Annotated in this window: 22 protein-coding genes and 2 pseudogenes; 13 read left to right on the top strand and 11 right to left on the bottom strand. The window is 70.8% G+C overall.

Features of this window, described 5'->3' with window-relative positions; genetic code table 11:
• Window positions 1–14 precede the first annotated feature (14 nt).
• On the top strand, window positions 15–1,697 hold the full coding sequence (locus STRBO_RS0100875) for a HEAT repeat domain-containing protein (RefSeq protein WP_005483269.1): 1,683 nt from the start codon (window positions 15–17) through the stop codon (window positions 1,695–1,697).
• Window positions 1,698–1,811: 114 nt separating this feature from the next.
• Here the strand turns inward: STRBO_RS0100875 and argG are convergent, their stop codons facing one another.
• The 3 genes from argG to STRBO_RS0100860 form a co-directional block, all read right to left on the bottom strand.
• A complete protein-coding gene (argG, locus tag STRBO_RS0100870) occupies window positions 1,812–3,266 on the bottom strand; it encodes an argininosuccinate synthase (RefSeq protein ID WP_005483267.1) in 1,455 nt (484 codons plus the stop codon).
• 90 nt (window positions 3,267–3,356) lie between these two features.
• A complete protein-coding gene (locus STRBO_RS0100865) occupies window positions 3,357–3,980 on the bottom strand; it encodes a hypothetical protein (RefSeq protein WP_202500235.1) in 624 nt (207 codons plus the stop codon).
• 75 nt (window positions 3,981–4,055) lie between these two features.
• The gene (locus tag STRBO_RS0100860) at window positions 4,056–4,484 is read right to left on the bottom strand and encodes a VOC family protein (RefSeq protein ID WP_005483264.1); all 429 of its coding nucleotides are present in this window, start codon (window positions 4,482–4,484) and stop codon (window positions 4,056–4,058) included.
• Between the two features lie 83 nt (window positions 4,485–4,567).
• Between STRBO_RS0100860 and STRBO_RS0100855 the strand changes: the two genes are divergently transcribed.
• Window positions 4,568–5,053: an HIT family protein gene (locus tag STRBO_RS0100855; protein WP_028796401.1), complete on the top strand. Its 486-nt coding sequence runs from the start codon at window positions 4,568–4,570 to the stop codon at window positions 5,051–5,053.
• Here STRBO_RS0100855 and STRBO_RS0100850 read toward each other — a convergent pair whose 3' ends face one another.
• From STRBO_RS0100850 to STRBO_RS0100835, 4 genes are all read right to left on the bottom strand, one after another.
• Window positions 5,054–5,659, bottom strand: a complete 606-nt coding sequence (locus STRBO_RS0100850; protein ID WP_005483254.1) for a 3'-5' exonuclease — start codon at window positions 5,657–5,659, stop codon at window positions 5,054–5,056. It lies immediately after the preceding gene.
• Between the two features lie 99 nt (window positions 5,660–5,758).
• Window positions 5,759–7,168: a serine hydrolase domain-containing protein gene (locus tag STRBO_RS0100845; RefSeq protein WP_005483253.1), complete on the bottom strand. Its 1,410-nt coding sequence runs from the start codon at window positions 7,166–7,168 to the stop codon at window positions 5,759–5,761.
• Between the two features lie 192 nt (window positions 7,169–7,360).
• Window positions 7,361–8,233 carry a hypothetical protein gene (locus tag STRBO_RS0100840; RefSeq protein ID WP_005483251.1) on the bottom strand — a complete coding sequence of 291 codons (873 nt, stop codon included), beginning with the start codon at window positions 8,231–8,233 and terminating at the stop codon, window positions 7,361–7,363.
• A 344-nt stretch (window positions 8,234–8,577) separates the two neighbouring features.
• Window positions 8,578–9,447, bottom strand: coding sequence for a DMT family transporter (locus STRBO_RS0100835; protein ID WP_005483249.1), 870 nt, complete (start codon window positions 9,445–9,447; stop codon window positions 8,578–8,580).
• A gap of 240 nt (window positions 9,448–9,687) precedes the next feature.
• Between STRBO_RS0100835 and STRBO_RS0100830 the strand changes: the two genes are divergently transcribed.
• Window positions 9,688–13,623, top strand: coding sequence for a glycoside hydrolase family 2 TIM barrel-domain containing protein (locus STRBO_RS0100830; RefSeq protein WP_005483248.1), 3,936 nt, complete (start codon window positions 9,688–9,690; stop codon window positions 13,621–13,623).
• A gap of 177 nt (window positions 13,624–13,800) precedes the next feature.
• Here the strand turns inward: STRBO_RS0100830 and STRBO_RS0100825 are convergent.
• Window positions 13,801–14,061 (bottom strand): annotated as a pseudogene (locus STRBO_RS0100825) (imine reductase family protein); the annotation flags it as partial.
• 10 nt (window positions 14,062–14,071) lie between these two features.
• Between STRBO_RS0100825 and STRBO_RS39780 the strand changes: the two are divergent.
• From STRBO_RS39780 to STRBO_RS43335, 5 genes and pseudogenes are all read left to right on the top strand, one after another.
• A pseudogene (locus tag STRBO_RS39780) lies at window positions 14,072–14,368 on the top strand (winged helix-turn-helix transcriptional regulator); the annotation flags it as partial.
• A gap of 213 nt (window positions 14,369–14,581) precedes the next feature.
• A complete protein-coding gene (locus STRBO_RS0100815; RefSeq protein WP_020113618.1) occupies window positions 14,582–16,582 on the top strand; it encodes a ricin-type beta-trefoil lectin domain protein in 2,001 nt (666 codons plus the stop codon).
• Entirely contained in the window at window positions 16,579–17,976 is a 1,398-nt protein-coding gene (locus tag STRBO_RS0100810) for a glycoside hydrolase family 43 protein (RefSeq protein ID WP_005483238.1), read from the top strand. Before STRBO_RS0100815 ends, STRBO_RS0100810 begins: the two co-directional genes overlap by 4 nt.
• 173 nt (window positions 17,977–18,149) lie before the next feature.
• Window positions 18,150–19,103, top strand: coding sequence for a hypothetical protein (locus STRBO_RS0100805; protein ID WP_005483236.1), 954 nt, complete (start codon window positions 18,150–18,152; stop codon window positions 19,101–19,103).
• A 205-nt stretch (window positions 19,104–19,308) separates the two neighbouring features.
• Window positions 19,309–19,479, top strand: coding sequence for a hypothetical protein (locus STRBO_RS43335; RefSeq protein ID WP_158690980.1), 171 nt, complete (start codon window positions 19,309–19,311; stop codon window positions 19,477–19,479).
• 21 nt (window positions 19,480–19,500) lie between these two features.
• On the opposite strand, the gene STRBO_RS0100800 is transcribed toward STRBO_RS43335, so the two are convergent.
• Window positions 19,501–19,872, bottom strand: coding sequence for a hypothetical protein (locus STRBO_RS0100800; RefSeq protein WP_028796400.1), 372 nt, complete (start codon window positions 19,870–19,872; stop codon window positions 19,501–19,503).
• 144 nt (window positions 19,873–20,016) lie between these two features.
• Between STRBO_RS0100800 and STRBO_RS0100795 the strand changes: the two genes are divergently transcribed.
• On the top strand, window positions 20,017–20,487 hold the full coding sequence (locus STRBO_RS0100795; RefSeq protein ID WP_005483234.1) for a DUF6174 domain-containing protein: 471 nt from the start codon (window positions 20,017–20,019) through the stop codon (window positions 20,485–20,487).
• On the opposite strand, the gene STRBO_RS0100790 is transcribed toward STRBO_RS0100795, so the two are convergent.
• Window positions 20,469–20,882 (bottom strand): hypothetical protein, encoded by a 414-nt coding sequence (locus STRBO_RS0100790; protein WP_020113616.1) that lies wholly within the window; start codon window positions 20,880–20,882, stop codon window positions 20,469–20,471. The genes STRBO_RS0100795 and STRBO_RS0100790 overlap by 19 nt on opposite strands.
• Window positions 20,883–21,193: 311 nt before the next feature.
• On the opposite strand from STRBO_RS0100790, the gene STRBO_RS0100785 reads away from it, so the two are divergent.
• A complete protein-coding gene (locus tag STRBO_RS0100785) occupies window positions 21,194–22,372 on the top strand; it encodes a hypothetical protein (protein WP_005483232.1) in 1,179 nt (392 codons plus the stop codon).
• A gap of 41 nt (window positions 22,373–22,413) precedes the next feature.
• Entirely contained in the window at window positions 22,414–22,809 is a 396-nt protein-coding gene (locus STRBO_RS0100780) for a hypothetical protein (protein WP_005483231.1), read from the top strand.
• Window positions 22,810–22,955: 146 nt separating this feature from the next.
• Here STRBO_RS0100780 and STRBO_RS0100775 read toward each other — a convergent pair whose 3' ends face one another.
• A complete protein-coding gene (locus STRBO_RS0100775) occupies window positions 22,956–23,918 on the bottom strand; it encodes an LAETG motif-containing sortase-dependent surface protein (protein ID WP_005483230.1) in 963 nt (320 codons plus the stop codon).
• A gap of 510 nt (window positions 23,919–24,428) precedes the next feature.
• Here STRBO_RS0100775 and STRBO_RS0100770 point away from each other — a divergent pair.
• The gene (locus tag STRBO_RS0100770; RefSeq protein ID WP_005483228.1) at window positions 24,429–25,406 is read left to right on the top strand and encodes an ATP-binding protein; all 978 of its coding nucleotides are present in this window, start codon (window positions 24,429–24,431) and stop codon (window positions 25,404–25,406) included.
• Entirely contained in the window at window positions 25,366–25,749 is a 384-nt protein-coding gene (locus tag STRBO_RS0100765) for an SCO5389 family protein (RefSeq protein WP_005483227.1), read from the top strand. Before STRBO_RS0100770 ends, STRBO_RS0100765 begins: the two co-directional genes overlap by 41 nt.
• The last annotated feature ends 355 nt before the right edge of the window (window positions 25,750–26,104 follow it).

The following is a 26,104-nucleotide window of genomic DNA, read 5'->3' as shown; positions in this document are numbered from 1 at the left end:
CTCGGAGGGGACGCGTGGGGGTTGTCAGGGGTGGCGGAGCCGATGGTGCGGCTCATCAGATCGGCTTCCTCCTCAGGGAGTTGACGACCGAGGAAGCCGGGCGGAGGGCCGCCGCCGTCAAAGGGCTCGGGCGGGTGGGACGGTGGGCCGCCGCGTACGGGGAGGTGGTCGCCGGGGTGGGGGAGGCCGTCGCAGGGGCCGCTCAGGACCCCGCGGCCGTGGTGCGGGCCGCGGCGGCGCATGCGCTCGGGTGGCTGGGGCCGGTCGGGGGCGACGGCGCGGGCGCGGTGGTCGTCGCGCTGATGGGGGACGCGGATCCGGCCGTACGGCGCCGCGCCTCGCTCGCAGCCGAGCGGCTGGGGCTCAGCGGGCCCGACGTCGTGGCGGCGTTGCGGCGGCTGTCGGACGACACCGACCGGCATCTGCGGGTCAACGCGCTGCTGGGCCTGCGCGCCCGGGGCGAGACCGTCGAACCGGAGGTGCTCGTCAGGCTGTTGGGCGACACCGAGCCCCTCGTGTGGGGGCATGCGCAGCGGGCGCTCCACGCCTCGCGGGACGAGGGACCCGTCCGGGAACAGCTCCTGCACGCCGCCCGCCACGGCCACGGACTCTCCCGCGCACGAGCACTGGAGATGCTGCCCGCGCGGCACCGTCGCGAGCTGCGTGACTCGCTCCTCACCGGCCTGCGCGACGAGTGCCCCGAGGTACGGCGGGTGGTCGTGGGGATCCTCGCCGACGACCCACGACACGGCCCGGCCGACGCGCTGCTGTCGGCCCTGCGGCTGTCCGGACCGGTCGACGCCCTCCATCACGCCCTGCGGCGGACCGGCACGGCCGAGTCGCTCCTGCCGGTCCTGCGCCCCTCGGGTACGGCCGACGCGTTCCTGTCGGCGCTGGAGACCGAGACCGACGCCGAGGTCGCCGCCCGCCTGCTGAGCGCGCTCGGCGGCTGGGGCGACGTCCGTGCCGTGCCCACCGCCGTGCGGTGGCTCGACCACCCGGGATCGGGCCCCGCCGCCGTACGGGCGCTGGCCGCCATCGGTACGCCGACGGCGGTCCGGTGGATCGGAGCGGTGGCCGTCTGTGGTCCCGGGCCCGACCCGGGCCCCGGTCTCGGCCACCCCGACGTCCGGGCGACCGCCGCCACCGCCCTGGGCGAACTCGCGGAACCCGGGGCCACCGAGACACTGCTGCCGCTCCTGCGCGACCCGGACCAGCGGGTGCGGGCCGGGGCGCTCGCGGGCCTGGAGCATCTGGGCGGGCACGAACTGCCGCCCCCGCAGCGGCGGGCGGCGGCCGAGGCCCTGCTCGGCAGCCTGACGACGGACGGACCGAACCTCCGGCACACCCGCAACGCGCTCACCGAGTACCCCGAGACCCGCCCCGCCGTACGCCGCCTGATCGGCCACCCGTCCGAGGAGGTCAGGGCGACCGTCCTCAGCCTCCTGGACGAGGACGACGACGGAGACGTCGCCCTCTTCCTGTCCCACCTCGACGACCCGTCCGAAGACGTCCGCCGCGAGGCCCTGTACGGGATCGGTCGTCACGTCGACGGGTGCGGGGAACTGCCCGCCGCACCCCCCGGCGTCGATCTGCTCGCCACCCTCACCGCGCTCTCCCGGTCACCCGCCTCCCGCAGCGTCCGGTACGCGGCGGGGCAGGTCCTCGACGCGCTGGACACGAGCGGGAGCCCCTGACCGACCGCGTGGCCGTCGGCGCATGCGCGAGGGGCCCGTGCGACAACAGACGTGTCGCGCGGGCCCCTCGTGGTGCGGTGCCGTCGTCCCGGCGATCGGTCCGGGCCGGACTGATCAGTCCGTGCCGGACTCCATCGCCGCGCGGTCCAGCAGCGCGTCCTCCTCGGAGACCTCGCCGCGGGAGGCGATGGCCTCGGCGCCGCCCTGCGGCAGCTCGGGCATGGTGCCGATCAGGCCGGTGGCGGCGGCCTGGGAGGCGCCGATGGTGGGGCTGCCGGTGCCGATCAGGCCGAGACCGGCGTACTGCTCCAGCTTGGCGCGCGAGTCGGCGATGTCGAGGTTGCGCATGGTGAGCTGACCGATCCGGTCCACCGGGCCGAAGGCCGAGTCCTCGGTGCGCTCCATGGACAGCTTGTCCGGGTGGTAGCTGAACGCCGGGCCCGTGGTGTCGAGGATCGAGTAGTCCTCGCCGCGCCGCAGACGCAGGGTGACCTCACCGGTGACGGCCGCGCCGACCCAGCGCTGCAGGGACTCCCGGATCATCAGGGCCTGCGGGTCCAGCCAGCGGCCCTCGTACATCAGCCGGCCGAGGCGACGGCCCTCGGCGTGGTACTGGGCGAGGGTGTCCTCGTTGTGGATGGCGTTGACGAGGCGCTCGTACGCGGCGTGCAGGAGGGCCATGCCGGGGGCCTCGTAGATGCCGCGGCTCTTGGCCTCGATGATGCGGTTCTCGATCTGGTCGGACATGCCGAGGCCGTGGCGGCCGCCGATGGCGTTGGCCTCCATCACCAGGTCGACGGCGGAGGCGAACTCCTTGCCGTTGACCGTGACCGGGCGGCCCTGGTCGAAGCCGATCGTCACGTCCTCGGTGGCGATCTCGACCGAGGGGTCCCAGAACCGGACGCCCATGATCGGCTCGACGGTCTCGACGCCGGTGTCCAGGTGCTCCAGGGTCTTGGCCTCGTGGGTGGCGCCCCAGATGTTGGCGTCGGTGGAGTACGCCTTCTCCGTGGAGTCCCGGTACGGCAGCTGGTGCGCGACCAGCCACTCGGACATCTCCTTGCGGCCGCCCAGCTCGGTGACGAAGTCCGCGTCCAGCCAGGGCTTGTAGATCCGCAGGTGCGGGTTGGCCAGCAGGCCGTAGCGGTAGAACCGCTCGATGTCGTTGCCCTTGAAGGTCGAACCGTCGCCCCAGATCTGGACGTCGTCCTCCATCATCGCCCGGACCAGCAGCGTGCCGGTGACGGCACGGCCGATGGGGGTCGTGTTGAAGTACACCCGCCCGCCGGAACGGATGTGGAACGCGCCGCAGGTCAGCGCGGCCAGGCCCTCCTCGACCAGCGCGGCCCGGCAGTCGACCAGGCGCGCGATCTCGGCACCGTAGGTCTTCGCGCGGCCGGGCACCGAGGCGATGTCGGGCTCGTCGTACTGGCCGATGTCAGCCGTGTAGGTGCAGGGGACAGCACCCTTGTCGCGCATCCACGCGACGGCGACCGAGGTGTCGAGCCCGCCCGAGAAGGCGATGCCGACGCGCTCGCCGGCCGGAAGAGAGGTGAGGACCTTGGACATAGAAATATTATGCATGCCAATGCATGATCATGCAAAGCCGCTCCCGGTGACGGCCCTCACGTCCGCCGCCCCCACCCCCGTGCCGGACGCTCAGGACGTGGGCCGGTCCACGATCGGGGTCCGCCGCACATCGGTCACGCTCACACCCGTGGACGCCGGGGCACCGAACGCCTCGACGACCACGTTGGCGCCGTAGTCGGTGACGTCCAGGGCCAGATGACCGCCGTCCACCCGCAGGTCGAGCCTCGCCCGGGGCGTGTCCGAGAAGACGTCCGGCATGCGGTGGATCCGCGAGGCGGGGTAGCCCAGCTCCGTCAGCTTGTCGCGCATCGCCCGATAGCCGCTCGTCCCGGTGCTCTCGAACGCGTCGTCGACACGCTGGACGTGCACGCGCGCGGCGCACGCCTCGACGACTCCCAGCGGCACCTCCGGGACCGAGGTGGACCGCGAGGCGGACCACGAGGCGGACCGCGAGGCGGACGCCGCCGCTGCCGCCGCAGCCGAAGCCGCCTTCGACGGCGACACGGATGCCGTGACGCGGTCCACGCGCACCGGACCACAGCTCTGCGTGATCGCGGTCGCCAGAACGCGGAATCGGGCCTCCGGATCGTTGTCGCTCGCGACGGCGCTCCGGACGCCGCCCACCGAGAGGACGGCGCAGCCGAGCACCGCCACCAGAACGGACTTCCTACCTGAAAGGGATCTTGGTCGCATGCACGCATCGTGGCGGAGACCGCACACCGCGCACATGAGTACGTCTACTCACCTCGACGGTGAGCACATGCCCGACTACACGCCCCCGTCGCCCGGTTCGGACTCGCCGAGTTCGGTGAACAGGGTCAGTTGCAGGTCGCCGGGGGCTTCGAGGCGGGCGTTCAGGGAGTTCCAGGGGGTGCGGGTCGGTTCCGCGACCACCTCGGCGCCGGCCGCGGCCAGTCTCGCCGTCATCGCGGTCGAGTCGTCCACCTCGAACGCGACCCGGATGTGCCCGGCCACGCGGCGGCCGACCTCCACCTCGTCGATGAACTCGGCGTGGTCGGGGTCGGTGATCTCCAGCGTCGCCCGGCCCGCTTCGAGGATCGACACCCGCCCGCCGTCGGACGAGAACGCGGCTCGCTCGGGCAGTCCCAGCACATCCCGGTAGAAGTGCAGCGCGGCGTCGTAGTCGGCGGCGGTGACGACCAGACGGAGTTCACGGACAGCGGGTTCGTCGGACACAACAGCTCCTGAATGTCTGGGTGTTGGACGGCGGGGTGGCGGGACGGTGGGGCGGTGGGACGGCGATTGTAAAGTCACCGGCCATGGCTGAAGGGTGGCGAAACGAACGGATCGGCAGCGCGCTTCGAGGGGAGAACCCGACGGTGCTGCGGCGGCTCACGGCCGGGTTCGCGGTGATCGGGGACACCCAGTTCCTGCCCGGGTACTGCGTGCTGCTCGTGGACGATCCGGCGGTGGGGCGGCTGTCGGAGCTGCCGGCGGCGAGGCGGACGGCGTTCCTGGCCGACATGGACCGGCTGGGCGAGGCCGTCGAGCGGGCCTGCGCGCGGCTGGATCCGGCGTTCCGGCGGGTCAACCTGGAGATCCTCGGGAACAGGGACCCGTTTCTGCACGCGCATGTGTGGCCGCGCTACGCGTGGGAGCCGCCGGAGCTGGTCGGCAGGCCGGTGTGGCGGTATCCGCCGGAGCGGTGGAGCGAGGAGCGGTCCGCGCTCGGACCGCGCCACGACGAGCTGCGCGAGGCGATCGGCGAGGAGCTGGACCGCCTCGCCGGTCGCCTCGGAAGCTGATCAGCCCCCGTGGAGGAGACCGTCCGGCAGGGCGGCCCCCGTCCTCGCCAGATGCCGTAGCGCCGTGGCGATGGAGTGGCAGTCGAAGAGGGCCGAGTGTTCGTCGCCCTCGGTGGCGGGGCGGGGGAGGCCCAGGGCCTGCCACAGGCGGCCCGAGTTGACGCCCGCCGTGTTCGGGGCGGCGGCGTTCAGCCAGGGCCGGATGTTGACGAAGCCGGGGGTGAGGGCACTGTGCTCGATCTCCTCGCCCCGGGCCCGGGCCCAGCCGATGTTCTCGCCGAGGACGAGCATGTCGTTGCCGTAGGAGAGGACGGACCGTCCCCGGCAGAAGGCGAGGAAGTCGCTCAGGGCCCGGGCCGGTGCGAGACCGTCCCGGTCGACCGCCCCCTGTTCGATACCGGTGAGGGCGGTGAGGAACGGAGAGAGGACCGGGTTCACCACCGGCCGGACCAGTGCGTCGTACGTCTCGACGACGGAGTACTCCTCGTTCAGCCGCAGCGCGCCGATCTGCACGATCTCGCGCAGCTGGCCGGGGGCCGACCAGTGCTGGTCCATGGCCCCCGGCCAGGTCGTGAACTCCAGGTCGAAGATGACGAAGGTGGGCAAAACGCTACTCTCCCTGAGGTGCGAGGGCGGTTACGGAAGCGTTCTACCCACCGGCGGCCGGGGTCGCGGACCCCGGGACCGGCAGACCCCGGGACGGGGTCAGCGGTTCGGGGTCATGAAAGGGCTCGGGGCCATCGGGCTGCTCCCGGTGGCCAGGTCCGCGCCCGGCAGGCCGTTCGGAAGGATCCGCCGGACGTCCGCCGCCGCGATCCCCGACTTCATCGCCGCCCCGGAGCCCTCGCCCGGCTCCTCGCCCGTGTCCAGCGACGGGCACAGCCCCTTCACCATGTGCATGATGAGCGCCTCGTCGATCGGGCTCGGCTCCAGTTCCGTACCGTCCTCGTTGAGACGCTGGTACTTCATCAGGTTGTAGCCCATGGAGAGCTGGCGCTTGCCGTCCGCGCCGGTGAAGCTGATGGTGCCGGCACCGAAGACACCGCCGTCGTGGCCCCAGAAACGCCCGCAGCCGGGCAGGTCGAGGGGGTAGATGCCGAGGCCGTAGTCGATGGCGGAGCCCGGGCCGAGCTCCACCGGGACCGTGCGCTGCATCTCCGCCAGGGACGCCCGGCCGACGAGGTGGCCGGTGAGCAGCAGGCGGTAGAAACGGTTGAGGTCGTCGGTCGTGGAGACGATCGCCCCGGCGGTGGAGGCCCAGGACATGTCGTAGACGCTGTAGTCGCGGGGCGGGTCGATGAGCCCGTAGAACGACTCGTACATCCTGGAGTGCGGGCCCTTGATGTACGGGGTGCGCGGGAACGAGGTGTCGCCCAGCCCGGCCCGCTCGATGACGTTGCGGGTGAGGTACCTCGACGCCTTCTGACCGGTGACCTTCTCCAGGATCAGGCCGGCCATGACGTAGTTGGTGTTGGAGTACGAGCCGGGCTGGGCGCCGGGGCTGCCGGTGGCGGGGGCGGCGAGGCCCAGGCGGACCAGTTCCCGGGGGCTGATCGAGCGGAAGCGGCCCTCGTCGAGGCTGGCGGTGGAGTTCTGCTGAAGGGAGGGGAAGGCGCCGAGGACGTAGTCGCCGATGTGGCTGGTGTGGTTGAGGAGCATGCGTACGGTGATGGCGTCGCCGCGCTCCCGGGCGTTCGCGTCGGTGCCTCTCCCCTTGAACAGCTCGGGGACATAGCGCGTCACCGGGGCGTCGAGGCTGATCCGGCCCCGCTCCACCTGCTGCATGATCGCCACCGCGGTGAACGTCTTGGTGATGCTGCCGACACGGTGCCGCATGTTCGGGGTGACCTTGCGGCCGGTGTCCACGTCGGCCAGACCCGCCGCGCCGGTCCAGCGCGCACGGCCGTCCCGCACCGAGGAGTACGTGCCGTACATCCCGGCCTCGGGGATCGCGGCGAGCGTGTCGCGCAGTTCGGCCCGGTCCAGTCCGCCCTGCCCCGGGGCCGTTTTGCCGGTCGTGTTTGCGGCCGTGGGCGCGGCCGAGGCGGTCGGTACCGCCGTGACGAGCAGGAGTGTGGTGCCCAGAGCGGTCCCCACGAGATGGGTGATGCGCACGGCTTGTCCCTCGTTTCCGATGTTCCTGACGTGCCCTGACGTCTGTGCGGACCCGGGCGGTCGACTCCCGCGTCCCGTAAGGCGATTGTCATGAACAGCCGGTGGGCGCCACATCGTTCCTGTGGACGAGCGCCTTCACAGCGGGGCCATGACATCTGTCACGGCCCCGCGAACGTCGGTGACGGATGGGTGTCAGAGGCCGTAGCGGGACTTCAGATGGCGCCAGAAGTCGCGGAACATCCACTTGTCGAACTCGGTGATCTGGGTGGCGCTGCCGGCCTTCATCAGGAAGCAGCACTGGCCGGTGGGGGACCAGTCGTAGAAGTCGTCGAGGCCGAAGGTGTGGCCGACCTCGTGCAGATAGATGTGGATGTTCTCCTGGCCGAGCGCGCCGGTGAAGTAGGAACGGCCCATGCGCTGCCCCCAGTCACCGCCGGCGCCGCCGCCGAAGCCCTCGGTGAGCCAGAGGGACTGGTCGTAGTGGCGGGCGGTGCCACCGGGACAGCGGGAGTAGTTGCCGTCCTGGTGGAAGAAGCGGCCGCAGTCGGGAGCGCACTGCGGGGCTCCGGCACCGTCCAGCATGTTGGTGTAGATGTCGACGGAGTTGTCGGTCCACTGGAGGGTGGAGCGGTTCTTCACCGCCCAGCCGACGATGTTGACGGGGACGTTGGTGTACGGCCAGGCGTTGTGGCCCTGACCGTTGTCGACCATGGCCGCCATCCACTTGCCGAACTGCTTCTTCAGCGCGGCGTGGATCTGGTCGCGCAGGGCGGTGCTGACCGGCTGGTCCGACTCCCAGCGGACGCAGTAGTTGACGCTGCCGCGGTTGGCCATGACCTGGTCCCAGCCGTAGTTGCGGAAGCCGTAGAGGTCGCCGTAGGTGGACTCGACGTGGTTCCAGACCTCGCCCAGGGGCTGGACCAGGTTCGAGGGCGGGTTCCAGACGGCCGCCGCCGCCTCGGCCCGTTCCTGGGTGGCGGCCCGGTCGTTCGCCGCCTGCGCGACGGACGGCGTCGTCAGCCCGGGCGCCAGCAGCACCGCCAGAACGGCGACGAGCACGGTCAACAGGCTCGCGATGCGGGTGCGTGGGGTGCGGGCAGGGCGTGGGGGGCGAATGGGGCGTGGAATGCGCATGGTGAACTCCCTTGGTGGGGGCGGGATTTCACGTGCCTTCACTTCACGGTGTGGTCGCCACCGGCCCCGGGAAGGTTGCCGCCGACGGCCGCACGGGTCGCGGTCGTCCTTACGGCGCCCCGGGTGGATCAGGGGTACCTACGCAACCGCCCCTGCCCCACCGGCCGAAGCGCGCGGGGCGCGCGGGGCGCGCGGGGCGCGCGGCCGGCCAACGCGTGCGGGGCGCCGCCGAGTCCTTGGACCCGTACCGACCCGAAGCCGCCCTGGGCCAGGGATCAGCGCGCGGCAGCCCCACCCTCGCCCCCGGACTCCACGGTCCCCCCCGCCTCCCCGAACCGAGCCAGCGCCACCCCGCCCCCCACGCACCCCACGAACCCGATCACCGCCAGCCACCCGTACCCGTCCCGCGTCGAGTCGCCGAGCCACACCACCCCGAACACGCCGGGCCAGACGGTCTCGCAGATGACCATCGCCGCCGTGGCCGCCGTCACCGAGCCGGACTGGAGGGCCTGGACGAGGAGGAGGTAGCCGCCGAGGCCGGAGACGACGACGGCGTAGGCGGACGGCTGGGCCAGGATCGCGGGGACGGTCGCGTCCGAGAGCAGGCGTACGGCGATGGCGGTGAGGCCGAAGCCGAGGCCCGCCGCCGCGCCGAGGACGACGGCCCGGCCCCGCCGCAGCCGGCCGCCCACGGCCCAGCCGCCCGCCACCACCAGCACCGACGCGACCAGCACCGCCACCCGCAGCCCGGCGTCACCGTGTCCGTCACCCGTGCGCCCGGCGGACACCGCGAGCGTCGCCAGCCCCAGGCACACCACGGCCACCGCGCCCCATTCGGCCCGCCGCAGCCGCAGTCCCAGCACGAGCGTGCCGACCACCGCGGTGACCGCCAGCGAGGCGGCCACCGCCGCCTCCACCAGGAACAGCGGCACCAGCCGCAGGGCCACCACCTGTGCCGCGAAGCCCGCCGTGTCGAGGCCCGCCCCGGCGAGGAAGGGCCAGCCGCGCAGCACCTCCACCACGGTCCGCCCCCGGCCGCGCCCGTCGTCCCTCGTCGCCGCCCGCCGCGCGCCCAGCGCCTGCAGCACGGTCGCCGTACCCATGCACACCGCCGCGCACAACGCCCACACCACACCCGCCACCATGGGGGCACCGTAAGCGGCGCGACGGGTCGGGGCCGGGGGCGACACCGGCACACGCACCCACGTGGCCGTCATCCCCGCACGCGCACGACCGCACCTCACGACCGCACAAAGTGCGACAGATTCATTGCTCCCGTTCTGTTCGAAGTCCTAGGGTGGGCCCGGTTTTTCAACAACTTCGGACACCATCCGACGCTCCTCAGCACGTGCACTCCCCAATGTCGTCGAGGAAGGCCCCGGTACATGCCACAGCAGCACCCGCACACAGGCTCCCCCGCCGCCGCCCGCCCCGTCATGAGCCGCCGCCGTCTGCTGGAGGGCGGCGCCGCCTTCCTCGGCGCCCTGGCCCTCTCCGGCGGCGATGCCTACGCGGCCCCCTTCACCGGGACGGCCGCCGACGGCACCCCCGAGTGGTCCGGCAACATGGCCCTCTTCCAGGTCGGCGCCGAACCGCCCCACACGACCCTCATGCCGTACGCGGACGTCAGACAGGCACTCGCCGGCGACCGCACCCGCTCCCCGTACCGGCTGAGCCTCGACGGCAAGTGGCGGTTCGCGTACGTCGACCGGCCGGGCGACCGGGACGAGGACTTCTACAGGACCGATGTCGACGACAGCGACTGGGACACCATCCCGGTGCCGTCCAACTGGCAGCTGCACGGCTACGACTTCCCCATCTACATCAACATCACCTACCCCTGGTGGGGCCCCAACGGCGGCGGTGAGGAGGCACAGCCGCCGAACGCGCCGACCCGCTACAACCCCGTGGGCCAGTACCGCCGTTCCTTCCAGCTCCCCAAGGACTGGACGGCCGGCGACCGCCGTACCTTCCTGCACTTCGAGGGTGTCAAGTCGGCCCACTACGTGTGGATCAACGGCGAACTGGTCGGCTACCACGAGGACTCGTTCGACCCGGCCGAGTACGACATCACCCAGCACCTGAAGCCCGGGTCGAACCAGATCGCCGTCGAGGTCTACCGGTACTCGGACGGCGACTGGCTGGAGGACCAGGACATGATCCGGCTGAGCGGCATCTTCCGCTCGGTCTACCTCTACTCCACCCCGGCCGTGCACCTGCGCGACTTCAAGCTGGACACCCCGCTCGCCGACGGCTACACGAGCGCCGAGCTGTCCGTCACCGCGAGCGTGCGCGCGTACGAGGCCGGGCACGAGGGCGCGTACTCCGTCGAGACGCAGCTCTACGACGCGGGCGGGCACGCCGTCTGGTCACGCCCCCTCGTCCAGTCCGTCACCGTCGGCGCCTCGGCCGTCGGTGAGGACGTGACCGTCCAGGCCGCCAGGGCCGTGCCGTCCCCCGAGCTGTGGTCCGCCGAGCACCCGACCCTCTACACGGCCGTGCTGCACCTGCGCGACCCGGGCGGCAAGGTCGTCGAGACCCTCTCCCACCGCGTCGGCCTGCGCGAGTTCGCGCTCAAGGACGGGCTGATGCGGATCAACGGCAAGCCGGTCTCCCTGCGGGGCACCAACCGCCACGAGATGCACCCCGACCGGGGCATGGCGCTCACCCGCGCCGACCTGGTCCAGGACATGGGCATCATCAAGCGCCTCAACATCAACTCCGTCCGCACCTCGCACTACCCCAACAACCCGCTCTGGTACGAGCTGGCGGACGAGTACGGCCTCTACCTCGTCGACGAGACGAACCTGGAGACCCACGGCATCCGGGACCGCTTCCCCGGGAACGACCCCGACTGGACGAAGGCCTGTGTGGCCCGCGCCAGGAACATGGTCCACCGCGACAAGAACCACGCCTCCGTCGTCATCTGGTCCCTCGGCAACGAGGCGGGCGGCGGCTCCACCTTCGTCGCCATGCGCGACTGGATCGAGTCGTACGACAAGACGCGTGTCATCCAGTACGAGGGCGACGACCGGCCGACGATCAGCCAGATCCGCTCGGAGATGTACGACAGCCCGCAGCGGGTCGAGCAGCGGGCGAAGGACACCGCCGACACCCGGCCGTACGTGATGATCGAGTACGCGCACTCGATGGGCAACTCGACCGGCAACTTCAAGAAGTACTGGGACCTCGTCCGGCGTTACCCCGTCCTCCAGGGCGGCTGGATCTGGGACTTCGTCGACCAGTCGCTGACCTGGCCGATCCCGCGGCTGAAGGTGTTCACCGACGCCGGTCCGAGCGGGCTGAAGGGGCAACTCCTCACCGCAGCAGGAACGTTCAGCCGCGACCAGGGCCTCTCCGGCGCCACCGGCTTCACCCGCGACCCGGCCCTGGACCTCACCGGCTCCCTGACGCTGGAGGCCTGGTTCACCCCGAAGGTCACCGGTGGCCACCAGCCGATCATCGCCAAGGGCGACACGCAGTACGCCCTGAAGCAGAGCGAGAAGAGCATCGAGTTCTTCATCCACGGCGGCGGCCAGTGGGTCAGCGTCAGCTGGGGGCTCCCGGCCGAGGGCTGGACCGGCCGCGAACACCACGTCGCCGGAGTCTTCGACGCCGGTTCCGGGTCCCTCACCCTCTACGTCGACGGCGAGGTGAAGGCGACCCGCACCACGACCCGGCGGCCCAGCGTGAACGTCGCTCCGCTCGCGCTCGGCACCGACACGGACAACCCGACGCGCGAGTTCAGCGGCACGATCCGGCGGGCGCGTGTGTACGCGCGCGCCCTGAGCGGCTCCGAGCTGGCCTCAGCGGGGCGTGGCGCCGGTGACGACGGGGTGCGGTTCTGGTTCGACGCGGCGACGGTCGACGTGGCGGAGAGCCGCACGAAGGACCGTACGTTCCTCGCGTACGGCGGCGACTGGGGCGACAACCCCAACGACGGGGCCTTCGTCGCGGACGGCATCCTCAAGGCCGACCGGGGCCACACCGGCAAGGCGGCCGAGGTCAAGCGCATCTACCAGGCCGTGCACGCCAAGCCGGCCACCGGCACCACCCCGACCTCCAGGAAGGTCACGCTCACCAACGAGTACCTCTTCACCAACCTCCGTGAGCTGGACGGCGGTTGGTCGCTGGTGGCCGACGGCAAGGAGGTCCAGAAGGGCCGCCTCACCCGCGACCAGCTGGACGTGGGGCCCCTGTCCACCAAGGACATCACCGTCCCCTTCGACCTTCCCGCCTCCCCCGCTCCGGGTACCGAGTACTTCCTCGAACTCTCCTTCACCACGAAGGACGACACCCCGTGGGCCGAGGCCGGCTTCGAGGTGGCCCGGCAGCAGCTGCCCGTCGACGCGGGCAGCCCGGCGGTGACACCCGTCCCCCTGGCGGACGTCCCGGAGCTGAGGTACGAGGAGAGCGACGAGGCCGTCACGGTCACCGGCAAGGGCTACCCGGGCCGCTTCTCCGTCACCGTCGACAAGGCGAGCGGCACGATCACCTCGTACAAGGCGGGCGGCACCCGGCTGATCTCCTCCGGCCCGGTGCCCAACTTCTGGCGGGCCCCCACCGACAACGACCACGGCAACGGACAGCACACCCGCAACCAGACCTGGCGGGACGCGGGCACGAACCGCAAGGTCACCGACGTGACGGTGCGCGCCCTCGGTGACCGGGCCGTGGAGATCAAGGTCAGCGGCACGCTCCCGACGACCACCGAGTCCACGTACACCACCACCTACACGGTGTTCGGCAACGCCGAGATCAAGGTCGACAACACCCTGCATCCGGGCGCCTCCTCCCTCCCGTACATCCCGGAGGTGGGCACCCTGTTCCTGCTCAACCGCCGCCTGGAGCGCCTGCACTACTACGGCCGCGGCCCCGAGGAGAACCACTGGGACCGCAACAACGGCACCGACGTGGGCCTCTACTCCGGCGAGATCGCCGACCAGTGGTCGGGCTACATCCGCCCCCAGGAGAACGGCAACAAGACCGACGTCCGCTGGGCCGCCGTCACCGACCGCGACGGGGTGGGCCTGCTGGTCTCGGGCGACTCCCTGATCGAGGTCAACGCCTCGTACTTCACCCCGGAGGACCTGTCGACGGGCCTGCGCCACGACTATCACCTCACCCCCCGCGACACCCCCGTCCTGCGCGTCAACCACCGCCAGATGGGAGTCGGCGGCGACAACAGCTGGGGCGCCCACACGCACGACGAGTACAAGCTCTTCGCCAACCGCGACTACGCGTACACGTACCGGCTGCGCCCGCTGACGGACGTGAAGGGGGCGACGGCGGCGTCGAGGAGGCCGACGGCGACGAAGTAGCGGACATAGCCGAGTCGTCATGACAGAGGCGGTGTGACGCATACGACCACGACAGGCGCTCGGCCGGATACTTCCGGCCGAGCGTCCTGCCGGGGCGTGCCCCGGCCAACGGCCCGACATCAACTCCGGGGCGGCGGGGCGGGGCCGAGGTGCGGCGTCCACCCACGATTCCGCCGGTCAGAGCGCCAACAGGTCGATCACCCCCGTCAGGTCCTCCTCGCCGCCGCCCTCGGCCAGGCGGCGGCGCAGCAACGCGAAGTAGGGGCTGAGCAGTTCCGGGCTGACGCCCTGCTGCTCGGCGGTGTCCAGGAAGGTCGGCGTGCCGGCCACCTGCATGGCCAGGTTGGAGACGACTCCTCCGGTGTATTGACCGCTCCGCAGCCGGTCGGCGGTCTCGTGGACCCCGGCCCGTGCCGCGGCGCTCGCCGCCGAGGGGGCGAGGGTCGCCAAGTGGAAGGTTCTGATTCTCTGGGCGCTCCACGAGCACCCCTGCCGCCGCTTCGGTGAGCTGCGGCGGCTGCTCCCCGGTGTCAGCGAGAAGGTGCTGGCCTCTCATCTGCGCGAGATGGAGGCGGACGGCGTCGTACACCGCGTCTCCTACGACGAGGTGCCGCCCCGCGTCGAGTACTCGCTGACCGAAGCCGGTACGCGCCTCAACGAGGCGCTCCAGCCGCTGGCCGCCTGGGGACGTGAGCGGTCGACGGGGCAGCCGTCTCCGCCACTTGCCGCCGTACGTCCTCGGTGAGCGCGCCGGAAGGTGCCGCCGAGCCCCTTCCCGGCTCCGCGGCGTCGCCACTGCCCAGGCTCGGCGTCGCCACTTTGTGACCGGTTCAAAAACCACCTCTGTCCCACCCGTTGACTTCCTTCACTCCCGGCTCTACTTTCGGCCAGCCAGCATGTTCGGCGTGCCGATCCCCGTTCGAGATATCGATCTCCGGGTATCCATCGAAGGAGCCGCATGACCTCCCCTCCACGTGCCAACTCCCGTGGTCTCCACCGGCTTTGCAAGACGACGGTGATCCGCGCCGTCACCCTGGCGACCGCCGCCACGGCCGCCCTGCTCTTCGCCCAGCCGCCGACCGCGGCCCCCGGCCCCCGGACGCTGACCGACGCCGCTCCCGTGGCGGTGACGGACCGGCAAATACCGGTGCCGAAGGCCCCGATGGGCTGGGCCTCCTGGAACGCCTTCGCCGCGAAGGTCGACTACAACGTCATCAAGCAGCAGGTCGACGCGTTCGTCGCGGCAGGGCTGCCCGAGGCCGGCTACGAGTACATCAACATCGACGAGGGCTGGTGGCAGGGCACCCGCGACAGCGCGGGCAACATCACCATCGACGAGGCCGAGTGGCCCGGCGGCATGAAGGCCATCGCCGACTACATCCACAGCAAGGGCCTGAAGGCGGGCATCTACACCGACGCCGGCAAGGACGGCTGCGGCTACTACTTCCCCACCGGCCGCCCGGCCGCGCCCGGCAGTGGCAGCGAGGGCCACTACGTCCAGGACATGACGCAGTTCTCGAAGTGGGGCTTCGACTTCGTGAAGGTCGACTGGTGCGGCGGTGACGCCGAGGGCCTCGACCCGAAGACCACCTACCAGGCCATCAGCGACGCCGTGGCCACCGCGACCGCCACCACCGGCCGCCCCCTCGCCCTCTCCCTGTGCAACTGGGGCTACTCCAACCCCTGGAACTGGGCGCCCGGCATGGGCCCCATGTGGCGGACGAACACGGACATCTTCTACCACGGCCAGGGCCTGACGTACGCGGGCATGCTGACCAACTACGACCGGAACGTGCACCCCACGGCCCAGCACACCGGCTACTACAACGACCCCGACATGCTGATGATCGGCATGGGCCTCAGCGCCGCCCAGGACCGCACCCACATGAACCTGTGGGCGGTCTCCGGCGCCCCGCTGCTCGCGGGCAACGACCTCTCCACCATGACCACCCAGACGGCGAACATCCTCAAGAACCCCGAGGTCATCGCCGTCGACCAGGACCCCCGCGGCCAGCAGGGCGTCAAGGTCGCCGAGGACACCACCGGCCTCCAGGTGTACGGCAAGGTCCTCTCCGGCAGCGGCAACCGCGCGGTCGTCCTGCTCAACCGCACCTCCACCACGCAGAACATGACCGTCCGCTGGTCCGACCTGGGCCTGACGAACGCCGCCGCGACCGTGCGTGACCTGTGGAGCCGCAGCGACGTCGGTACGCCCGGCACGAGTTACACCACCAGCGTCCCCGCGGGCACCTCCGTGATGCTCACCGTCAAGGGCGGCACCGAGCAGGCGTCGAGCGCGTACACCGGCACGTCGAGCTTCACCGGCGTGGCCGCCGGGAACACCGGGCTGAAGACGGTCGACGTCTCGTACACCAACAACACCTCCTCGGCCCGCGTCGGCACCCTCACCGTCAACGGCCAGACCTCCACGAAGGTCTCCTTCCCGCCGACCGGCTCCTCCCCCGGCAACATCTCCGTCGCCATGTCGCTCACCAAGGGCAGCGCCAACACGATCACGTTCTCCGGCGCCCCGGCCCTCGAAGGCATCGTCGTACGGCCGCTGCCCGGCACCAACGGCACCCTGATCACCGGCACGGGCTCCGGCCGCTGCGCGGACATCGACGACAACACGATCACCAACGGCACCGACGCCCAGCTGTGGGACTGCTCCGGCGGCCGGAACCAGGTCTGGCAGTACACCTCCCGCAAGGAACTCGTCGTGTACGGCAACAAGTGCCTGGACGCCTGGGACCGCGGCACCTCCAACGGCACCCGTGTCGTCATCTGGGACTGCCACGGCGGTACCAACCAGCAGTGGAACGTGAACGCCGACGGCACGATCGTCAACGTCAACTCCGGCCTCTGCCTGGACGCCTACAACGCGGCGACCACCAACGGCACGAAGCTCGTCCTGTGGTCCTGCAACGGCCAGAACAACCAGAAGTGGAGCCAGGCATGAGCGGCACGACCAGCGGGCACGGCCTCTCCCGCCGCATGTTCCTCGGCACGGCGGCCACCGTGCCGCTGGCCGCGACCGGTGTGCTCACCCTCGGCGCCGGCACCGCCCACGCCGCGGACTCGGCCTACGCGATGGTCTACTTCACCGAGTCGAACACGATGCTGGAGGCCGACTACGGCCTCCACCTGGCCGTCAGCCAGGACGGACTCAACTGGACCCCACTGAACCAGAACGCCCCCCTGGTCACCCCGACCCAGGGCGCGGGCGGGCTGCGCGACCCGTTCCTGATGCGCAAGCAGGACGGTACGTTCGTCGTCCTGGCGACGGACCTCAAGGGCACCGACTGGAACTACAACAGCACCTACATCCACGTCTGGGACTCGACCGACCTACGGACCTTCACCGGCTACCGGCGCGTGAAGCTGCACGACATGACCGGCACCCACAGCTGGGCCCCGGAGGCCTACTGGGACGCCTCACGCGGCCGGTACGGCATCCTCTACTCCTCGGTGAACAGCAGCGGCCACAACGTCATCATGGTCAGCTACACCACCGACTTCGTCACGACGTCCAACCCCCAGGTCTTCTTCGACCCCGGCTACGACATCATCGACGGCAACCTCACGGTCGGTGTCAACGGCGTCAACTACCTCTACCACAAGGTGAACCAGACCCTGGTGGGCGCCCGCTCGACGACCCTGAACCCCGGCAGCTTCACCCCGTTCAGCACCGCCGTGTCCCACGGCGGCACCGAGGCCCCCACGGTCGTGAAGTCCCTGACGTCCAACTCCTGGTACCTGTGGGGCGACACGTACACCCCCAACGGCGTTTTCTACGCCTGGCAGTCCAGCGACCTGGCCGCCGGCATCTGGACCGCCCTCGACCAGAAGCTCTACACCCAGCCGCTCAACTCCAAGCACTGCGGCATCCACCCGATCACCTCGACCGAGTACGCCAACCTGCTGACCAAGTGGGGCGCGCCGGCCTGGAACCGCCTCAAGTCGTACAACTTCCCCTCGCGCTACGTCCGCCACAGCAACTACGTGGGCCGCATCGACGAGTACCCCTTCGACCCGTTCACGGACTCCCAGTGGAAGCTGGTCCCGGGCCTGGCGGACTCCTCCGGGGTCTCCTTCCAGTCGGTCAGCCACCCCACCCGCTATCTCCGCCACTACAGCTACAGCCTGCGCCTCGACGTGAACGACGGCACGTCGACCTTCGCCGCCGACGCCACGTTCACCCGCGTCGCCGGCCTCGCGGACTCGACCTGGTCGTCCTTCCGCTCGTACAACAACCCGACCCGCTACATCCGGCACAGCAACTACGTGCTCCGCATCGACCCGATCTCGACGGCGACGGAGAAGGCGGACGCGACGTTCCGGGTCGGCTACTGAGACGACGGCCCCGCTCGATGTGACCGACCGTTCCCCGCGCCCCCGTTCTCCCGGGGGCGCGGGGCGCGGGGAGCCGCGCGAACGGGCCCGGCCCCCAGGGGTGTTGGTGCCGCAGAAGCCGCCACCGCCGCCCTGCCGGCCAACGGGGCCACCGCGGTCAGGAACGAAAGCCGGTGATCCACGGAGTCCAGGACGGCGAAGGCTTCCGCATCGCCCCGGACGCCCACCGCTGGATCACGAACCGCCTGGAGTGCGAACGCTTCGAGGAGGACCACTTCTTCCACAACCCCTACGGGTACTGGCGCCTGACCCCCGGCTGGACGCGTGCCCCGAACGCGGGCGGGGTCATGGACCGGGGCGGGACGGGGCGGGACAGGGCGGGTGAGGGCGGCGGAGGCGCGAAAATCTCCGGGCCACGAGCCGAACCCCGCGCCCCTCTCCGGCGTCTCAGTACCGATCGCGGTCCCGCCCTCCCGGGCGACCGCACCCGGCACGAAGGACCGGAGGGACACATGACCAAGCGAACACCCACCAGGCCCGGCACGACCGTGGCCGTGGCGGTCGCCGTCCTGGCTCTCGGCGGACTCCAGGGCTCGACGGCCGACGCGCAGACCGTGGAAGCCGTGTCGAGCCCTTCGACAACCTGCCACGGCGCCCAGCCGAAGGGCGGCAGCACCGGTCACTCCGGTGACGGAGTCCCGGAGGACGACACCCCCCTGTACCGAACCCTGGACCACGTGGACAAGCTGGTCACGGGCCGCTACGCCGCCCACTACACCGGCCTGGTCCTCGCCGAGGACGAAGTCTCCCTGGACATCTACCGCATCCCCTCCCAGCCCTTCGACACCGCCGTCTGCGACGCCGCCGAGAAGGGCGTGACCGTCCGCCTCCACGACCGCGACATCAACGAGCGGGACCTCAACGCCCTCCTCGACCGCGTCAGCGAGGACATGACCCGCTGGGACGGCACCTTCGACCTGCGCGAAGTCGGCCTCGACGGCACCGGCCGCGTCCAGATCGGCGTGGACGACCCCGGCAAGGCCGAACCGATCCTCCGCAAGGCCTACGGCGACCACAACGCCAAGCACCTCGTCGTCGAGTACGCCCCCCAGGCGCACTTACTCTGACCGCGCGACCTCCGGGGATGCAACACCCCCGGCGATCAGCTATAGTTGATCACGAGCCGCTCACCGGAACACGAACTCCCGGTAGTACTCAATGCGTTGGTGGTCCAAGGAAAGACGCCCCGCTTCCTGCGGGGAAATGCAGGTGCAAGGCCTGCCCGGCGCTCCAGTGACAAGAACCCCGTTTCGCTTCGGCGAGGTGGGGTTCTTGCGTTGTATCAGCGACGACGTCGAGGTCGATCTCGTGGGCGCCGACCGGCAGCCGGTGGCCGAGCACCGGCCTCCGGGCGGCGTACGGCCCCGAGCCGCGCGGAGGACCCGGCCGAGTGCGAGCCCGGCCATGTCACCCGCGCTGCCCGGCGCCTGGTGCAGGGCGTGAGCGGGGGTCCGCCGAACGTTGTCATGCGGTGGCGGTCTCTGCCTTGTGCAGCAGCCGAACCAACAACAGCGCTCCTCCGGCAGCCGCCCCTACCGCTCCCACGGCCAGGAAACCACCGTGGGAACGCCACGACAGCACCGACCACCGTGACTGCGCGGAGAACAACGACCCGGTACTCAGCCACGACCCGGTCGAGATCAGCGAGAGGGAGGAACCGATCGAGCCGACCGACAAGGCACTCCCGATCGAGCCGACCGACAGAGCCGAGCCGACGGATCCCACGGAGAGCACCGATCCGACCGACCCGATCGACAACACGGAGTCCTGCGACCACAACGACAGCACCGAATTGGAGGAAGTGCGACGGCCTGAAGGTACGGACAGCTTCGTCATGCAGCCATCCTGCCCGTTGCACGCCCCCGGAATGAACCTTCCGGCCGCGCCGCCGCCGCCACGCGTGTCGGCGGCGGCCCCGCCGAACGTTACCGACCCACCCCGCGTCTCAGTGGTGCCCGTCCCACAAAGGAGGCCACCACCATGCCGACGCCCGCCACCGTACGAGTCCGTCACCGCGCCGCGGCCGCCGCCGCGACGGCCGCAACGTTGCTATGGGCGCTCTCCGCGTGCGGGGAGGAGTCGACGACAGCGAAGGGGTCGTCGCCCTCTTCTTGGGAGGAGCCCTCCGCGTACCGCTACACCCTGAGGTCGAGCGAGGGTGAGCGGGCGCTGATCGGGACGTTCGAGGTGACGGTCCGGGACGGGAAGGTCGTGAAGGCCGTCGGGATCGACGAGAGCGGCCGACGGGTGGTGGACCGGAAACTGACCGAAGTGCCCACCATCGCGGGGTTGTCGAAGCAGGTGGAGGCGGCACGGGACGAAGGCGCCGACGCCGTGGACGTCGAGTACGCGAAGGACGGCCGTCCGACCAGCATCTCCATCGACTGGGAGGAGGACGCGATCGACGACGAGGAGGCGTACACCCTCGGCGACTACGAGGCGCTCGGCTGACTCAGGTCCCGGATCGTGCCGCCCACCTTTGCCTTCAGCTTCTTGAGCACCTTGGGCTTGGCGGAGATGGCCCACTGCGGACCGACCAGGTACTTGCCCCCGTACATGGAGGCCGACTCCAGCCAGACTTCCTTCAGCTCGTCCTTGGGGAAGGTGGTGATGAGGTAGTCCCCCACACCGGTCTGACACACGCCCTCGCGCAGCTCCTCCGCCTCGGTCCGGATCTTCACCTCGCACCCGGTGAGCTCGGCGATCACCTCGACCTTGGCCGGCGCGACCACCGCGGCAACAGAGCCGGCCTCGCCCTTCCCCTCGTCACCGCTGCACGCCGCCGTCAGGGGCAGGACAGCCAGGCTCGCAGCCAACGCGACCCCACGCGACAGCTTCCTCACCATGTCCTGATCTCCGTTCGCGTCCCGTACCGAGTGCACTCGGCAGGGGGTACGTGCGGCGACGGGGGGATTGCTCAATGCCGGGCTCTGCGAGGGCTCGGCCTGGGCGGTAGCTTCCCGCGTGGCCACGCTGGGCAGCGGCTGCGGTGGCGGCTCCGCTGACGGCGCCGGGTCGTGTGCGAGGTGATGAGCGCGTGCGTGGCGGCGGTGCGGATGCAGGGGCCTCGGGGACGTGTCACGCTTTTCGTAGCGCCGTGCCGGATCCCTCTCGCAGCAAGACCACCCGCATCTGAAGAGACGAAACGGAGTCCGGCATGGGTGAGATCACGGTCAGTACGACCACCAGCGGTGCTCAGTTCCAACCGTCCGTCGACTCGGTCTTCGGTGCGCAGTACGTGGCCATGTGGGCGGACGAGAGCAATGCCGGCATCAAGGGGCAGAACCTGGGCGTGACGGGGACCAAGCTCGGCGCGGAGTTCCAGGTCAGCAGTCCGGCGGCGGCGCCCGGCGGGAACACCAACCGGCAGTGGCCGACGGTCGAGTCCGCGGGGTTCTCGTCGTTCGCCGTGTGGCGGGAAGAGGCGTTCAACCCTCCGCCCGGCCCGCAGCTGAAGCTGCGGCGGTTCGTCGGCGGGCAGCCGTCGGGGCCCGAGGTCCAGGTCAACGGCTCCGACATCGACCCGGCGACCCGGCCGTCCGTCACGAACATGATCGACGGCGGCTGCCTCGTCACATGGGCGGGTTCCCGCGCGGACCAGCGGATCCGGGCCCAGCGTTTCACCTCCGAAGGCATCAAGGCCGGGCCGGAGTTCACGGTCAACACCACCGAGGGGTTCCATGTGAACCCGGCCGTGACGGTACTGGCGGACGGGAACTACGCCATCGCCTGGACCACCGACCCCTCCTCGATCGGCGGAGGCCGGCTCACCTTCCGGGTCTTCGACTTCGAAGGGGTGCCGCAGGGCGGCGAGGTCCAGCCCAACGCCTCGGGATTCAAGGGCGACAACGCGATCACGCTGCTCGACAACGGACGGTTCGTCGTCGCGCACGTCGACGGTATCGGCCCCAGCGACATCGGTGTCCCGCAGACCACCGTGGAGGCCAGCGTCTACGACCCGAGCGGCGGGGGCGTCGAGGTCACCAGCGTGACCGCGGGGCAGCCCCGGGACTTCAACCGCTCCAGCCCTGCCCTCACCGCACTGCCGGGCGGACGCTTCCTTCTCGCCTGGGTGGAGAAGAGCGCGGCGACCTTCGACACCGTGCCCACCGTGATGGCGAAGATGTGCTCCGACACCGCGCTCTCCCTCAGCGACAAGGTGCAGGTCAGCACGGCGACAGCCGGTGACCGTTTCCAGCTCTGCGCCGCGGCCGCCTTCGGCGACGGAGCGGAGTCCGTCTTCCTCGCCTGGGCGGACGACGGCGGTACGTCGGACTTCGCCGTACGGGGGCGAGCGTTCACCGTCACGTCCACGGGACAGTTGCTCGCGGCGTAGCCGAAACCCACAGCCGGCCCGACCACGGGCAGACTGCGGCCATGCAGCTTCCCGCACCGGCCGTCGCGGCCACCGCGCTGATCGAAGTCGTCCGGATCTCCGGGCTCCCGGAAAGGCGGGGCGCCCCGTACCCCGGTGAGGTGGTCGCCCACTGGGCCGGGGACGAGGTCGCCGAGGTCCTGGCCCTGGTCGAAAGCCTGCCCGGCAGCACGCAGCACCGCTGCGGGTTCTCCCCCGGGTGGGGTGTGCGGGCGTACGACGATGTCCTCGACCTGCCGTTGTTCGAGGCGGCGTTCTGCTTCACCTGCGACGAGATCCGGCTGCAGGGGCCCGCTGTACCGCCCGCCCCGGCCACGCAGTTCTTCGACGCCGACGCCGCACAGGCGCGGACACTCCTGACCCGCTTTCGCGGCGCGGCCACGACAGCCGGCCGCTGAGCCGAGGGCACGAACGGAGGTGGCGCCCGGCCCTCGGAGAAAGGGTCGGGCGCCACATCCGTGCGGACGTTCAGACCACCAGACGTTCAGACCGTCAGACGTTCAGACCAACAGACGTTCAGGCGATCAGACGTTCACGCTTCGCGTCACGACGCCGTGCGGTTCGTGCTCTTGCGTCGCGTCATCACGAAGATCACGCCGCCCGCGGCGACGAGGCCCGCCGCGCCCATGGCGATCGGGATGGCGTTGCCGCCGCCCGTCTCGGCGAGGTCGCCGGGCTCACCGCCGTTGGGGGTGGCGGCGCCGGGGGTGGAGTCGGAGGGAGAGGGCGAGGGGGACTCGGCCTTCGGGGGCGCGTCGGCCGGGGGCTTGTCGTCGGCCGGCGGGGTCGTGTCCGCCGGGGGCTTCTCGTCCGCCGGCGGCTGCTCCTCGGCGGGCGGCTGGTCGCCGCCCGGGGGCTGCTCCTCCGCCGGGGGGTTCTCCTCGGCAGGCGGCTGCTCCGTCGTGCAGTCCTTCGTGCCGCCGTTCCAGGCCGCGATCAGCTTGTCCTTGATGACCGGGCGGTCCGGGCCCTTGGGGACGTCGCCGTGCTCGAAGCCGTCCTTCGCGTCGAGCTTGCCGTCGAACTTCACCTTGCCCCGGTAGAGGTCGACCTGGCCGTAGCAGCCCGCGTCGGGGACCGCGATGTCCAGGGAGTCCGTCGCGCCCTGGGCGACCGTCACCGTGTCGAAGTCGACGAGGACCTGCTCGCCGGAGGTGGCGAAGGTCGGGCCGTGGGCGAGGTAGGACGCGAGGGAGACCGTGCAGGTCGTGGCGTCGGAGGCGGCGCGGACCTTGATGTGGACCTTGCCGTCCTCGGTGGGCTTGAGGTTCTGCTCGTCGAGCTTGACCCAGTCGGCGAACTTCACGCCGTCCAGCGAGAACTCGCAGCGGTCGGTCTCGGTGGGCGTGCCCGCGCCCTGGCCGGGGGCGTAGCTCTTCTTGCCCCAGCCCTCGCCGCCGGGCGTGTCCTGGGCGAAGGCCGGAGCGGACACGGCCGCGCTCAGCGCGAGAGCGGCGATGCCCGTTCCCACCATGCGGGTCACGATGACACGTCTCACTATGGACATGCAGATCCCATTCTCGAACTCGGAACGTACGGGACCCCACCCGAGGCATGTCGACAGGACGGCAGCACGAAGTCACGCCGGTCCGGCCGCGCCAGGGTGTGAGTGGTCGTAGAAAACACTGGGCCCAGGAGTCACTTGAACCACAGAGTCTGCACATCGTTTACCAACGGGTAGGGGCTGTCAACCTCGTGAAACGTCCGTCCGGTTGCCTGGGTCGGCCACCCTCGGGCCCACGTGAACCCTGCGCACCGCACATTTGGGACACAAAGGGAATCAGTGCCTCCGAGTTGCCGCACGAGGGCCTCACGAAGGGCCTCACGAAGGGCCTCGCGAGAGCCCGGAGGCCGGGTCGCCGAACCGCAAAGGGTTCACCAACTCACCGGTCATACCGGTGAGTTCATATAGGGCGGATTTGACAATCCCGGCCACCGCTCCCGACTCTACGTTCATGACATCCATTTTCATTATCGGCGTCGAAGGTGCCGCCGAGGGCGAGCGGGGTGACGGTCCATGCGCGTGGCCTTCGTAGGCAAGGGCGGCAGCGGCAAGACGACGCTCTCCGCGCTCTTCGCCCGCCATCTCGCCCGCTCGGGCGCGCCGCTCGTGGCGATCGACGGTGACATCAACCAGCATCTCGCGCACGCGCTCGGCCTCGACGAGGAGGACGACTTCGGCGCTCCGGCGCTGAGTTCGCGCACCGGCGAGATCAAGGATCATCTGCGCGGCACGAATCCGCGGATCGTCTCGCGCGAGGCCATGGTGAAGACGACCCCGCCGGGCCGGGGTTCGCGGCTGCTGCGGCTGCTCGGGGACGACGAGATCCACAGCCGGCATGTCGAGCGCGTGAACGGGGTGCCGCTCATGGTCACCGGCGCCTTCGACGAGAACGACCTCGGCGTGGCCTGCTACCACTCCAAGCTCGGCGCGGTGGAGCTGTACCTCAACCATCTGGTGGACGGGCCCGGCGAGTACGTCGTCGTCGACATGACCGCAGGCGCGGACGCCTTCGCCTCCGGCCTCTTCACCCGGTTCGACATGACCTTCCTGGTCGCCGAGCCGACCCGGAAGAGCGTGTCCGTCTACCGGCAGTACCGGGAGCACGCCGCCGAGTTCGGCATCCCGATCGCCGTCGTCGGCAACAAGGTCACCGGCGAGGACGACCTGCTCTTCCTCAAGGAGCAGGTCGGCGACGACCTGCTGGCGTACTGCGTGCAGTCGTCGTACGTCCGCGCGCAGGAACAGGGGCGTCCGCAGGGCGAGTTGGAGGCGCACAACCTGCACACGCTGACACAGCTGAAGGCCGCCGTCGACGCCCGCACCAAGGACTGGGCCACCTTCCAGCGCCACGCCGTCGAGTTCCATCTCCGCAACGCCGCCGCCTGGGCCAACGCCGCCACCGGGCACGACCTGGCCGCGCAGGTGGACCCCGGGTTCCGCCACGGTCCGGATGGTCTCCCCGCAGCTGCTCGCCGATGCCGAGAAGGGTGAGGTGCGGGAGGAGGAGTTCATGGAGACGGTCCGTACGTCGCTGCCGTACGCGTACGAGCTGATCGCCTCCCTCGTCGGTGAACTGCGCGCGGGCAGCGCCGAGTTCGCCGACAACCAGAACCCGCCGCCGTCGGAGCGCGAGCGTGGGCAGCTGCTGCGGGCGCTGTCCGGCGACGCGATCCGGGGGAGCCTGGAGCGGCATTTCGGGGTGGCGCTCGCCTTCCAGAACTGCCACCGGGTGGCGGTCTTCCCGGCGGAGGCGCGCGGCGGTGCGACGTATGTCCGCTTCACCTCGCTGCGGTCGCAGATCCTCAACCAGTCGCCGGAGTTCCGCGACTGCTGACGCCTCGGCCCGGTCCCGGCCCAGGTCCCGGTCCCGCCCTCGCCTCCCGACCGGCCTCAATCGGCCATCGACCGCCCCCTCCGCACCCCTCCCGCGGAGGGGGCGGTCGTTTGGACACGCCGGAGCTTGGGGGGCGCACAGGGGCGCATTACCGGCGTACGGCTGCATGGCTGATGAGGGGGACGGGGGTCCGTGTGTGCGGCTTGGGGGGTGTTCGGGCGGGCGGCTTCGTCCCGATCACGCCCGATCCCGCCCGATCCCGCCCGGTCCCGTAGGGCTCGCGCGACGGCGGTCGACTGCCTGGTGGGCGCTGGACACGTGCCGGTCCGTGCGCCACGGCGTGCGACCGTGTGAT

Origin of the sequence: Streptomyces bottropensis ATCC 25435, assembly GCF_000383595.1 — a bacterium.
Taxonomy (GTDB): Bacteria; Actinomycetota; Actinomycetes; order Streptomycetales; family Streptomycetaceae; genus Streptomyces; species Streptomyces bottropensis.
Note: the sequence above shows the minus strand (reverse complement) of the source record. Positions and strands in the feature narration are given on the sequence as shown.